This is a genomic window from Luteolibacter sp. AS25, from assembly GCF_046736275.1.
Lineage (GTDB): Bacteria > Verrucomicrobiota > Verrucomicrobiia > Verrucomicrobiales > Akkermansiaceae > Luteolibacter.
This window is the reverse complement of sequence record NZ_CP151837.1, coordinates 1,818,407-1,831,469: the sequence shown is the minus strand read 5'-3', so window position 1 is coordinate 1,831,469 and position 13,063 is coordinate 1,818,407. Positions and strand designations below refer to the sequence as shown.

Annotated in this window: 9 protein-coding genes; 3 read left to right on the top strand and 6 right to left on the bottom strand. The window is 54.1% G+C overall.

The annotated features are described in order from the left end of the window. Nucleotides 1–45: 45 nt before the first annotated feature. Nucleotides 46–591, bottom strand: a complete 546-nt coding sequence (locus AAGA79_RS08325; protein WP_411825334.1) for a hypothetical protein — start codon at nt 589–591, stop codon at nt 46–48. 225 nt (nt 592–816) lie between these two features. Here AAGA79_RS08325 and trhA point away from each other — a divergent pair, with 225 nt between their 5' ends. After that, on the top strand, nt 817–1,473 hold the full coding sequence (trhA, locus tag AAGA79_RS08320) for a PAQR family membrane homeostasis protein TrhA (protein WP_411825333.1): 657 nt from the start codon (nt 817–819) through the stop codon (nt 1,471–1,473). Between the two features lie 59 nt (nt 1,474–1,532). Here trhA and smc read toward each other — a convergent pair whose 3' ends face one another. Next, a complete protein-coding gene (gene smc / locus AAGA79_RS08315) occupies nt 1,533–5,261 on the bottom strand; it encodes a chromosome segregation protein SMC (RefSeq protein ID WP_411825332.1) in 3,729 nt (1,242 codons plus the stop codon). 115 nt (nt 5,262–5,376) lie between these two features. Further along, on the bottom strand, nt 5,377–5,895 hold the full coding sequence (locus tag AAGA79_RS08310; RefSeq protein ID WP_411825331.1) for a DUF421 domain-containing protein: 519 nt from the start codon (nt 5,893–5,895) through the stop codon (nt 5,377–5,379). 127 nt (nt 5,896–6,022) lie between these two features. Between AAGA79_RS08310 and AAGA79_RS08305 the strand changes: the two genes are divergently transcribed. Beyond that, the gene (locus AAGA79_RS08305) at nt 6,023–8,197 is read left to right on the top strand and encodes a tetratricopeptide repeat protein (protein ID WP_411828224.1); all 2,175 of its coding nucleotides are present in this window, start codon (nt 6,023–6,025) and stop codon (nt 8,195–8,197) included. Further along, nucleotides 8,194–8,793 carry a hypothetical protein gene (locus AAGA79_RS08300; RefSeq protein ID WP_411825330.1) on the top strand — a complete coding sequence of 200 codons (600 nt, stop codon included), beginning with the start codon at nt 8,194–8,196 and terminating at the stop codon, nt 8,791–8,793. The genes AAGA79_RS08305 and AAGA79_RS08300 overlap by 4 nt, the downstream gene beginning before the upstream one ends. Nucleotides 8,794–8,861: 68 nt before the next feature. On the opposite strand, the gene AAGA79_RS08295 is transcribed toward AAGA79_RS08300, so the two are convergent. The 3 genes from AAGA79_RS08295 to AAGA79_RS08285 are packed head-to-tail and all read right to left on the bottom strand — an operon-like array spanning nt 8,862 to nt 13,042. Beyond that, a complete protein-coding gene (locus tag AAGA79_RS08295) occupies nt 8,862–10,271 on the bottom strand; it encodes a hypothetical protein (protein WP_411825329.1) in 1,410 nt (469 codons plus the stop codon). Between the two features lie 32 nt (nt 10,272–10,303). Further along, the gene (locus AAGA79_RS08290) at nt 10,304–11,314 is read right to left on the bottom strand and encodes an ABC transporter ATP-binding protein (RefSeq protein WP_411825328.1); all 1,011 of its coding nucleotides are present in this window, start codon (nt 11,312–11,314) and stop codon (nt 10,304–10,306) included. Nucleotides 11,315–11,320: 6 nt separating this feature from the next. After that, nucleotides 11,321–13,042: a hypothetical protein gene (locus AAGA79_RS08285; protein WP_411825327.1), complete on the bottom strand. Its 1,722-nt coding sequence runs from the start codon at nt 13,040–13,042 to the stop codon at nt 11,321–11,323. Between the last annotated feature and the right edge of the window lie 21 nt (nt 13,043–13,063).

Below are 13,063 nucleotides of genomic sequence, written 5' to 3'. Positions count from 1 at the left end.
GAGGCGAGTTGAGGAATCTTCGCGGACAGCCTCCTGATTCCATTACTACTGCATCGGGGGGAGGACAATCTGTGGCTTGGGTGTGAGTTTTCCTTCCCTTGGATCGGAGTCGGAATTTTTCTCATTCTCGAGGTCCTGAGCCTTCTCGGCTGCCTCGGTTTCCGTTTGCTGGTAGGGACGCTTCAGCGATACCGGATTGTATGTTATCGTCTGTTGGCCGGAAGGGGTAGAGATGGAGACACTTGTATTGATGAAGTTTTTTTCATCCTTATTTACCCGTAAGATCTCGATCCCGTTGATGTTTTTACTGTTTTCCTTGAGTATCAGCTGTTGATCGGGGCGCTCCCTTCGGGCGATCACGACCAAATAGCCATCCGACATCCGTGTGATTCCCTGAAGTTCGTAGTCCAGCGACACCTGAGGAGGGGGGATTTTTACCGTCTTCTGCTCGGAGACTCCGAACGGTTCCCTGTCGATGATTACCTCATAGTCCGAGGGATCCGGCTCCCGAGGTGGTTCAGCTTGAATCTGTGATGCGGCAAACGCCGGGGAAATCGAAGTAGTTAGAAAAAAACGGTAAACTCTATTCATCACTCATTTCCGGCCTGGTCTTAAGTAACTTGGCTGGCTTGTTCTCATAAGGTATCGAGACCTAACGGGAGTAAAGTCATTAATCTCATCGCCATTTGTGACTTTTGACCCAAGTAGGCCGGGTGGCGTCACGGCATCAGGCATGCTGCCAAGCGAATAGCTGACGCCGTGGCGGACGTTTGCTGGACAAAGCGATGATTCAGCACGATTAGAGAGTAGCTTTCCATGGAAACCGAACCTGAAGTCAGATCTCATTTGTGCGACACCCACCGCGAAGAGGTGGCTAGTATGGTCACACATGCCGTGGGGATGGCCTTCAGCGTGGGTGCGTTGGTGGCGATGCTGATGCTGGGTTGGGGAGAACCGGTTAAGGTGATTTCCGGACTCGTATTCGGGCTTTCACTGATCGTGCTGTATTCCTCTTCCACGCTATACCACATAGCGACCACGCACCGGTGGAAGGCACGTTTTCAGACATTGGATCACATTTGCATCTATCTGCTGATCGCTGGTTCCTACACACCTTTCACACTGATTACTCTCCGTGGGATTTGGGGATGGTCGATTTTCGGGGCGGTATGGGCGATGGCGATTGCCGGGATTTTCATGAAAACCCTATGGAAAGGGAGGAAGGATCACTGGCTGTCCACTGCCTTGTATCTTTTGATGGGGTGGCTCATCCTACTTGCGATTGTGCCGCTATGGAGGGAGTTACCCGCTGCCGGAATGGGTTGGCTGGTCGCCGGGGGGCTGGCTTACACACTGGGTGTGATTTTCTTTCTATGGAACCGGCTGCCGTTCAATCACGCGATCTGGCATCTTTTTGTTCTTGGCGGCAGCGTTTGCCACGTGGTTGCAGTGAGCCGATTTGTGTTCGACTGAAGAAATTGCCCGGGAAAACCGGACCGACAGGCGGAGCGGGCGTTAACTCTTTATTGGGGTTATGCGTCGAGACGTAGTGCTGCTTTTTGGGCGGCGGATTTCGCTTCAACTTTTTCATCGTCCGTGGAGGCGGTGAGGCGCATACCGACGGGTTTTGAAACTCCAAATTCCTCCATGGTGACACCATACATCACGTCCGCGCGGGCCATGGTGCGCTTGGAGTGTGTGACGATGATGAACTGGGAATTATCGATAAAGCGATCGAGAACTTTTACGAAGCGGTTGATGTTTGATTCATCAAGCGGGGCATCGAGTTCGTCCAGCACGCAGAAAGGGCTGGGCTTGATCATGTAGATGGAGAAGAGGAGTGCCACGGCTGTCATGGAGCGTTCGCCACCGGAGAGGAGGGTGATCGATTGGAGCTTTTTCCCCGGGGGTTTCGCGATGACTTCTATACCGGACTCCAGAGGGTCTGACTCGTCGAGGAGAGTGAGGTCCGCCTGGCCTTTCTCGCCGAAGAGCTCCTTGAACATATCGCGGAAGTTGATGCGGACCTGGGCAAAGGTTTCGGAGAAGCGGCGCTGTGTTTCGTCGTTGATGCGCTCGATGACGGTGAGTAGTTCGGTTTTTGAGGAAACGAGGTCGTCGTGCTGGTTGCGGAGGAAATTGTGACGTTCCTCAAGCTCGTCGTATTCCTCAATGGCATCGACGTTAACGGGGCCCATGGATTCGATTTTTCGCTTCAGTTCATGGACGAGCGTTTCCACGTGGGACCAGTTCGGCTCGCCGGGGGTATCCGCAATTTCTCCTTCTCCGGGTTTCTCCAGAGGGGCAACGACGGTGGTTTCGTCTCCTGATGCGTCCTTGAGTTTCCTGCCCTGAAGGGTGGAAAGGAGTAGGTGGGAGTCTGGCTCGAAGGAGGCGAGAGTGATTTGATGGCGGTCTTCGGTGGCGGAGATGAGGTTTTCCAAGCGGAGATCGAGCTTGGTGGCGGCGATTTCCTCGCGGCCTTTTTGTTCGTTGGTCTCGGAGAGTTGTTTGCGGGCGGCTGAGAGGATTTGCTCTGCATCCTCAATGGCTTGGAGTAGGAGGGTGCGGCCTTCTGCTTTTTCAGCGAGAGCCTGCTGGAGATCTTCCGATTCGATCTGGTGATCCTCTACCTGTGAGGCGAGAGATAGGTTTTCATCGGCTGCGGCCTGGATGCGCTGGGTGAAGCTTTCAATCTCGGTCTCGCGGCGTATGGCGATCTCGCGTAGCTCAGAGAGGCGTGCTTCCATGGGACGTTGTTGCTCTTCCGCTGCTTGCTTGGCGCGCTTCTCTACGGCTAGAGTAGTGCGAATCTCGTTAAGGGCAGCGGTAAATTCCTGCTCTGCGGTGATGGCTGCATCAGATTGGGACTGGAGGGAGCGGTTTGCGTCTTCGATGGCTTCCAAGCGCTCGCGGGCGGCGGCTAGTTCGGATTCGATGGATTGGCGTGAGTCTGCGGCTGCGTTTTCGCGTTTTTCCAGTTCGGATCGTTCCCAGCGGACGTTTTCGATGCGGGTATTGAAATTTTCTACTTCGCGCGATGCGAGGGAGAGCTGGCCCTGAAGGGTTGAGAGCTCTACTTTGTGTTTCTGGAGTCGTTCGCGGGAGATTTCCACGGCTTCGCGCTGGGTTTCCAGTTGAGACTCAAGGGTAGAGACGCGGTTGCGTGCATCGTCATCTGCGGCTTGTAGCTCCTGAACTTCTTTTTGGAGGGTGCGGACTTCATTTTGGCGTTCGAGGAGCGAGGTGGAGCCACCGGAAGAGGCTCCGCCTTGAATGGTGCCTTCGGGTGAAAGCATTTCTCCTGTGTTTGTGACGAAAGTTAAATTGGGATAATCCGAGCGGAGCTTGAGAGCTGTCTTGAGATCGGGAACGATGAGTGTTTTTTCAAGAAGCTGCTCTATGATGGCGCCGACCTGGGGTTCCGATTTCACTTTGTCCAATGCCCAAGCGGTGGCGCCGGTGGGGATGGCCTCCATCTGTGTGCCGGAGCTGGCCGGGATGAGGTCTTTTGCCAGTATAGCGGCGGTTCCGAGTTTCTTCTCGGTAAGGCGCTGGATAAGTGTTTCCGCAATGGTGGATTCCGTGACGAGGACGGTCTGGAGTTTCGCGCCAAGCGCGGCTTCGATTGCCCGGGCTGCGGAGTCGTCTGCCTGAATGAAATTGGCGAGCACGCCCTCGATGGCGGGTTTGAATTCCTTCGGTTGATCAAGACCTTTCAGTAAACTCTGGGTGCCTTTTGCAAAACCCTCACCGGAGGCGACGAGTTGGCGGACGGCATCGAGACGGGCTGAGCGCTGGGCTAGAATTTTATTGGATTCGGTGGCGGCTTTTCGTGATGAATCAAGATCGCCGCGCGTGTGTTGGAAGGAGCGCTCGGCAGTTTGGAAGTCTTCCTCTAGCTCGCTGAGTTTCTCTCCTGTTTCGGAAACGAGGGTAGCGATTTGTGTCTGCTGGGCGATGTGTTCTTCGACGCCGAGGTTGAGGCGTTGCTCTTCTTCTGCGAGCTGGCGTGCACGGTCGCGGTTGCCTTCCAGTTGGGCGAGGGCGGACTCGATTTTTGCCTGCATGGAGGCGATGAGTGTCTGGGTCTTATTGGCCTCGGCGCGGGAGGAGCGGAGTGAGTCTTCCAGATTTGCGCGGGAGGAGCGGGCAGAGAGAGTTTGTTCCTCCTGTTTCTGAAGCTCCATTTCCTGCTCAACGATGCGGCGGTTGAGTTGATCGAGAGCTTCGTTTGCGGCAGTGAAATCGAATTCCTGCTGGGCTAGTTTTTCGCGGGTGGAGGCGATGTCGGAATGGTTCTGGGAGATGCGGCCCTCGAGCTCGGCTTTGCGTTCGTTGTTGAAGGCGATGCGGGCTTGGGCGGCGGTGAGAGCGTTTTGGTGGGTATTGAGCTGCTGGCGGAGTTCTGCGAGTTCGGATTCGAAGAGGCGGGCGGCGGAGCGGGCTTCGGTGACGGATTCTTCTTTTTCCGGGAGCAACCGGGAGAGGTGGGAGTCTCGTGCGTCCAGCGAGCGGATGGAGTTCGTGAGCTCCGCGCGTTCTGCGGTGATCTCCGTATAGCGCTTGTGCGCGAGGTGGGTATCGAGGATTCCGTGATCGGTTGAGAGTGATTGGAAGCGGCGGGCTTTGGTAACCTGGCGCTTGAGGGAGTTCATGCGTCGCTCCTGCTCGGCTAGCACGTCATTCACGCGGAGAAGATTGGCTTCTGTGTATTCCAGTTTGCGGAGGGCGTCTTTTTTCTCCCGTTTGAATTTGGTGATGCCGGCGGCTTCTTCGAAAACGGCGCGGCGTTCCTCTGGCTTGGAAGAGAGGATCTGATCGATCTGGCCCTGTGCCATGATGGAGTAGGCGGTGCGGCCGATACCGGTATCCATAAATAGATCGTGGAAATCGCGAAGGCGGCAGAGAGTGCCATTGAGCCTGTATTCCGAGCGGCCATCGCGAAATACGCGACGGGTGATTGAAACTTCGTTGAAGTCCACATTGAGGGATTTTTCGCAATCCGCCATGGTGAGTGTGACCTCAGCCATGCCGAGGGGTTTGCGTTTTTCCGTGCCGCCGAAGATGACGTCTGCCATTTCGCCACCGCGGAGGGCTTTGGCGGAGGTTTCGCCCAGAACCCAGCGGATGGCGTCCACTACGTTTGATTTCCCGCATCCGTTCGGTCCGACAATTCCTGTGACTCCCTTTGCGAACTCGAATACGGTTTTATCAGCAAAGGATTTGAATCCTTGGATATCGAGTGTCTTGAGATACATGGTGGGAATACCTGAGAGTGGAAAACGGGATCCAGAAAGGACGCGGAGTAACGGAATTTACGGAATAACGTCCGTTGTAGCAAGGTGCTAGTGCTGCCGGGCACCAGGTGTGGTATCAGGCGTGCCTTCTGACAGAGGCTATCAGTTCCTGGGAGAGTGAATCGCCGTGGAGGACTGAGATATCGCCAGTCGTCTCGAGGACTACGGCACGGACTTCCGAGAGGTGCAATACGTTGGCCTCGCGGAGTTTCGCATAGAGATCGCTATCGGAAACGCGGCTTTGCTTCAGGTTCCGGTGGATGATTTCGCCGTCAAGCATGAGAAGAAGTGGTTCGTTTTCGATCGTCTTCAGTAGCTTGCTATCGTGAAGGCGGAGGTGTGCGATGATTGCCTGTGTGCCGAGAAGGGCGAGGACGGCAAAATCCGCGACGAGAAACGAACTCCAACTGGTGGCGGTGGCTGCATTTGCCAAGAGGGAGCCTGTGGCAACGGTGGTGATGAAGTCGAAGGCGGTCATTTTTGAGAATGAACGCAGGCCGACGAAGCGGACTACCACGACTATCCAGAGGAGGGACGTGGGCCCGAGAATGAGAATGCGGAGAAGGGTATCGAAGAAGGGATTTTCTAAAAACATGGCTGCAGGGCAAATATCGAAATATTTTGAGTTTGTCGACTTGGGTTATCACTGCTAGGCATGCGGGCTAATGTTTAAGGGGAATGCGTATGCCCAGGCGTGTTTGAGATGGGTGAAGATATTGAGCATGGTTTTTACCATGCAGTGCGTAGCTGTGGGCCAAGTGCCCGAAACGCCACAGTTCGATCCATCGGATGTTTATTTCCAGGCCTACCTGGCGATCCGGAACGCCGAGCAATTGGAGAAGGAGGGGGACTTCGTAGGGGCGCTTGAGAAGTATCAGCGAGCGATGGATCTGTTTGGTTCAGTGAAGAAATTTTACCCCGATTGGAAACCGGAGATGGTTGAAAATCGTAGCGATTTGACCTCAAATGCTATCGGCAAGACCCGGGCTAAGGCGAGTGAACAGATCAAAAAAAACAAGGGTGTCATTGCTGAATTGGAAGGTGGCGAGCGCGCGCAGGCGACGATATTTCCCAATTCCGAGGTTGTGCCATTATCGAAGGGAATTCTGGAAGTGGAACCGCTGCAGAAGCGGAGGCTGGATGATGCAGCGGCTGAAGTGGAACGGTTGAAAAATGAATTGGCGGCAGCGGAGCAAAAACGTAGTCAGGTAAGCGCAAGCGGATCCAATAATGGCAACCAGGCATCAAGGGATGCCTCCAGAGTGAATGACCTAAGGAAGCTGAATGATACGCTCAGTGGGAAACTGAGAGCTGCGGAGACAAATCTCGAGGCCATGCGTGCCCGGATGGCGGCCGGACCGGTGGAAAATGAAGTGAAGGCACTGAACCAGCAGATCGAGAAACTGGAACAAGAGCGCGAGGCCATGGGGATGGCGCTGAAGACAAGTCGTGGGGATCACACAGAGGCGCTTTCGAAGATAGAAATACTCAATGCGGATATGGAAATCATGCGCGAACAGGCAAAGGAGCTTCGACAGAAGGAAGCAAACCTCGAGCGTGATCTGAAAACCGAACGCTCTGTTGCAAACGAGGTGGTATCCGGTCAGCGGAGGCAAATGGATGCAATGGAGAAGGCCCTGGAAGAAAAATCCGGGCAGCTGAAGGTAGCAAACGAGCAAATTTCTTCCCTGAAGCAAGAACTGGATGAAAGCCGCGCTGCTTACAATGAGCTATGGGAAGAGAAGGAGACACTGCTTCTTGAGCGGGATCAGATGTCGGCTCTTCTCAAGCTGAACGAATCAGGACGGATCGAGGAATTGATCGAGCAGAATATGGGGCTTGCGAAGACTTTGCGTGAAGCAAACGAGAAAGTGGAGCGAATGAGCAGGGACAACAATTCCGCCAAGGATGATGTGGTGGATGCATTGCGGGATCTTGCGATTGCGAAGAGCCAGATCAACCGGCTGCATAAGGAAAAGAAGGATCAGGAAAAAAGAACGCAGGAGCTGACGAGACGCCTCCGGGATGAGGAAACTTTCCTCATGGGAGGAATGGCCCAGTCTGATCCTGCAGAAGTTGAGATGCTGCGGGAGGTGATACAGCGCCAACTCCGGGTGCAGGAGCGGAGAAACCAAGCAAAGGAGCTTTTGGTTGAAGCCGCAAGATCACTTGGCAAGGAAGACGAGAGCCTGAATGAAGCGATCAAACTTTTCGATGGGGCGGAGATGGAGCTTTCAGAGGAAGAACGGGATTTGGTAGCGGATCAGCAGGTGGATGGAGAGTTTGTATCTCCATTCGCGAAAGACCGGAAAACCGTGGGACTGGCAACGAATCAGCTGAACAAGGAGCTGGAGAGCTACGATCGCGCGGCGACCAAGGCATATCTGGCAGGGCGGCTGCTGCCGACAAGAGAGCTGTATGAGATGATGATCGAGCAGCACCCGGGACATGTTCCTGCTTTGTGTAAACTAGGTGTCGTGCAGATGAAGCTCGGCGAAACAGAGAAGGCGGCAGAATCTTTCCAGAAGGCAATCGAGCTCGACGGTGAAAATGCCTACGCGAACCGTATGCTCGGATTCTCTTATCTGAGGATGGGTGATCTGGCCTCAGCCGAGACATTTGTGAAGCGGGCGGTGGATATCGCACCAGATGACGCGAGGGGCTACCTGGTTCTGGGGACAATTGATTTCCAAATGAATCGCCTGGAAAGTGCGGAGGCAAATTTCAAATCCTCGATTTCGGTGGATCCGGTGCCGAGTGAGCCATATTTCAACCTGGCTATTCTTCATGTAAAACTTGGAGAAATGAAAGATGCGCGGAAGTATTATCATCAGGCGCTGGAGCGCGGAGCAGTGCCGGACCCTTCACTTGAGAGCCGTTTCGAGAAGATACCATGAAAAGTCATTTCTATCATTTCAGTATATTAGCGGTTCTGGCGCTGGGTTTCTCCTCGTGTGCCAGTGATGAGGCGGATTCCGCCCGTCCCACAGAGCAAGCATCCGGTCCGAAATCCCTTTCCGAGCGCCTCTCTGAAACGAACGGATACACGCAGGATGAGGAGGGGAACTGGAAGGTAAAATCCGATAAGCGTAGTGAATACGATAGCCAGCGTGATTCCGCGTATTTCAAAGGGAAAATCGAAAAGGACCAGTATAAGACCGGAAACTACGAGAAGAAATCCTGGTGGGGGAGCAAAGACTACGGGAAGCAGGAATATTCCGGCAATACCGATGCATCACGCTTTGTGAAAGAAGCCAGACAGGATGGTCAGAAAGCGCGTTTTGACGGGCAAAAGGCGAAAGTCGACGGTCCGTTTGAAACCAATACCCTGGACCGTGAGTCTGCCAGGGAATCAGGTTTTTCGGCGATTGACAGACCTTCCAGCGCATCCGTGGAATCCGCCCGTGATTCCTACAGGGCGCCATCCGTTGTGGGTTGGCAGGAGCAACGGGGAATGAGCGTCAACGAGTCGCGTGGGATTTTAGGTAGGTAGGTGGAAGGTCGGTAGCGCTCCCTTACGCGCAAGATTACGTGGAGAGCTTCAGAGTATTCTCTCGGCTATCAGGACTCTGACTTTCTAATTTCCTCCAAGCTTTTCTTGTAGTTGGTAAGTGCAAACAACATCAGGGGAATTACCAAGGCTAGTGTTAATATCACCGAAGAAATAAGCACCGAGTCATTGTCGAACCGAGACTGCTCCGACATGAAGAGTAAGATCGGAGGTAGCCACACGAAGAGCCATATGAAGTCACGATTCGAGAGAGATTCGGCAACTCCCATGAGCACCGCGGAAGTTACGAACGAAGCTACAAAGAATAGAATGAAGTTTGAAACACGTATTGGCCCCTTGCTTTTGAATAAAATAATCAGAAGAGCTGGAAAAAGCAGCGATGAGAGGAACGCGAGTGTGACGATGATCATCTCATCCTGCTTGTAGCTGGAGGCATTGAAGAAAAACGGGATTGCAGCGAGGACAGTGAGGAGCATGCAAAAAAACACGCCCGATGCCCAACCGGGAGATAGAAAAAACGCGGCGATTCGTCCGAGATGACCGTATTTTGTGAATCTGCGGTAGACTGGCGGGACCAGCGTGGAGAACTCGGAAAGGGAGATGGTGAAAAGGGGGGCAAAGATCAGGACAAAGACGAAGGGTAATGCCTCAGGGTCCACAAGAGTCGGCATGGAGCAGACAACGATGGCGGCCAGGGTTACCGCCAAAGCCACCAGACGCCGGAGGGTGGAATGATTCTCTGCATAAGGTGCAATCAGCGAGGTGCCTATGGAAAGGATGAAGAAGCCACCGTATGCGCAGGCGGCGAGATAGAGGCCGATACCGACCTGCGCGGATATCGTTTCAAGGGAACATAATTCGATGAGCTGGTTTCTACCGGAGCCGAACATCATCATCATCATGAGGACGTATGCGCCGAGGGGGAGGGATAGCATCGGCAGGATGGAGCGTAGAATCACCGAACCGGATGCGGAAAGGCCAACGGTCACTGCTGTCAGCGCAGCGGAAGTGCAAAACACCAGAGCCAACAGGACAATCTCGCCGAGAAGATTCATCCCTCCAAAGAAGTAGCGGAGGATGAGGTAGGGAATGATTGTGATAAGCATCAGGGCTGACTGGCTGACGATTGCCGACCATTTCCCGGTGACTATGCGCCATGCGGATAGGCGGGTGAGAACCATCATATCAATCGTGTTCCCTTTTACTTCAGAGGAAAGGGCCGTGATTCCGCGCATCGGCTGGATGATTAGCACTGCGATCGAGAAAAATATAAAAATGATGTTGGAAATCGTGCTGCCGGCATCGTCCGAGGTGGCGGTGGCGCCCGCGGAAAGGAGAATGACCGCTAAAATAATCTGCAGGGCGAGAAATACGCCTATGAATGAGCGGGTGCGCAGCCCCTGCCGCAGCTCTTTCACGAGCATGGGAGAGAGGCGGTCTGAAAAATCGGTAAGGTGCACGTTTATTGGAATTCTGGGCTTTTAGAAGTGGTTCAGACGGATTCCGTCTGGGGCGTTTCCACTGGAAGTGGTGGTGGCGTGGCGGATGCTGGTTTTTCACCGTCCAGCTTGGCCAGCATATCGATGAATGCGTCTTCGAGATTGCGCTGCTCGCGGTGGAAGTCGATGACACGGAGGTTGTCACGCACCATGCGGGAGAGGACGTCCGCGGCTTTGTTGGGGTCCTCCGTATCGATACGGATGCGGCCGCCGTTTTTCCGTGATTCCATGAAATCGATGTTCGGCTGTAGAAGCGCCCAATCGGAGAGCGCCTGCGGATCGCCATCAAGCTGCACGTCATAGAGAACGCCGCCCAGGTTATCCACCGAGCTTTTCAGGCTCTCGGAATCGCCATGGTGGACAATGCGGCCATTGTTGATGAAAAGGAGCGAATCGCACATTTCCCCGAGCTCGGAAAGGATGTGCGAGGAGATGAAAATGGTTTTTCCTTCCTGTGCGAGGACGCGGATCAGGTGCTTGAGCTCCACGCGTGCTTTAGGATCAAGCCCCGCGGCCGGTTCATCCATGATGAGGACCTGTGGATCATGGAGGAGGGAGCGGCCGAGCCCGAGGCGCTGGGTCATGCCTTTGGAGAGCTTGTTTGAGAAGCGGTTGGCCAACGGGACGAGGTCTGTGAAGTCCATTACTTCATCAATGCGCTGACGGCGCTCGGCACCTTTGTAGCCGAGTGCGCGGGCGTAGAAATCCAGATATTCCACGACGGTCATGTTGTCGTAGTTTCCGAAATGGTCCGGCATCCAGCCGATGAGTTTTCTTACCTCCGCGGGATGGTGGACGACATTGATCCCGCAGATTTCCGCATGGCCCATCGTGGGGTAGTCCAGGCTTGCGAGGATACGCATGGTAGTGGTTTTTCCCGCGCCATTTGCGCCTACGAATCCGCAGACCGAACCGTGCGGGATTTCAAATGATACGCCGTTCACAGCCTGCAGCGGGCCGAAGAAACGGTAGAGATTATGGACGGTGATAGCGGATTCTGACATGGGACTTCAGCGTGCGATTGGGCCGGTGATGACGGTTTGTGTATCCCAGTCGATCCCGGTGTGGGTCTCGATGGCAGGAGCGGAGGAGGTTAGGGCAATGAAATGGTCCTGGCGGTCGCGGACGTTATTGAGAAATGATTTGTTACGTTCGCTGAATTTCTTCGCGGTCTCGTTGATGAGTGGAAGGGCCATGGTGGGATCAATTTCCGTGAGGTCCACCGGTTTCCCTTTGGTAATGTTATCCGCCCGAAACCATGCGCCATCCTGCGAGAGATAGAGAAGTGTATCGATGGTGAAATCAAAGGTGGAGACCAGTGCATCGGATTTTGTCGCCTCGATACGGCCGCGGGTCGGAACTACCGCGGAAATAACCTGCCCTTGTTCCGAGCGACTCTGGAACCACTCGCCTTTTGCGAAAAGTTTCCCGCCGGATGGTTGGAGATTGTAGGCTCCGTTTGAGTCGTAGGCGTTTGTTAAGCGGGCCCAACGGGATTGATCGATAGGGACCGGAGTGATTAATGCGGAAGCATCCAGCGTGAAGCCCGGGGAGGTGATCACCCCTGTGCGGGAAAATTGTTCCTGATGGAGGAATGCCGCGTTCTGGTTGTCATCCGGGCGGACCTCCATGAGAACTATGCGTGTGCCATCGCCACCGAATCCATCCTGTAGAATAATGAGGACGACCAATACCAACGATGTTCCCAACGATATGAGAGGGGTAGTTATGAATAGGCGGTGGCGTTGGCCGGATTTCGCAAAGACAAATAGATTTACCGGTGCGACGAGGATACCGAAGGCTATGAGAATGATGACGAAGTAGATGTAGCGGAAGGATTTTTCCCCGAATGCTTCCTGAATTGGCCAGTTTGCAATGAAATCGCTGGTAGCCGCCTGGGCACGTGGTTTCGCGGAGCGCTCACTATTCGGAATATTGACGGTGGCGATCTCGTTCATCCGTAGATCGTTGGAGATGGATCTGAGGATGATTTGGCCGAAGCTGGTGTCTTCCGGGAGGCCGAGCATTTTCACGCTGGATGATCCTTTTGTGAAAATGACCAATTGGCCGCCGAGTCTGAGCCACGAGAAAATGGCATTCCGGGGGCCCGGGGGAACTTCCGACCAGTCATCGGAGCTAAGCATGATGGTGTCGTATCCGGAAAAGGCCCGCCAATCATCGGGCAATTGTTTCGGCGAGAAACTTGCGGCAAATTCCTGATTTGATCCGCCGCGGTAGGAGGTGGTTCTGGAGGACTGTTCAGTGTTTAAAGCTGAACCGTTTACCGTGTAGAGGGATTCACTGAGTAGGACAGCCGGTTGATCTTTGGAAAAAATGGATTCCAGCGAATCGGAGTCGGAACCCATGGAGCCACCCAGGCTGACCTTGAACGATTGGTAATCGTGGGAGCCATTCTGCGGGGCCAGTGGGACGAGTATGTCCTGGGTTACGGTTTTCCCCGGAGGTGCGAAGAAATTGAAAGTTGAAGAAGTGCTGAGCCCATCGGAGTGGCTGGTGCGGTTTTCAAAATCCAGGTAGATCCTGTGGGGGATTTTCTGGTTGTTTGCGACCACTACCCGCACTGGCATGAAACCGCCGAGCGATGGGCTGGAGAACAGCGCAACCGCTTCCACGTGGGTGTCGCTATCGCTATGGAAGACCTTTCGGAAAAGGGTTTGCTGTGCGTTCAGGCCGGTGGCGGCCAGAAGTAAAAGGAGAAGGGTTTTGAACATCGTGTGGTGAAATTTTCTATT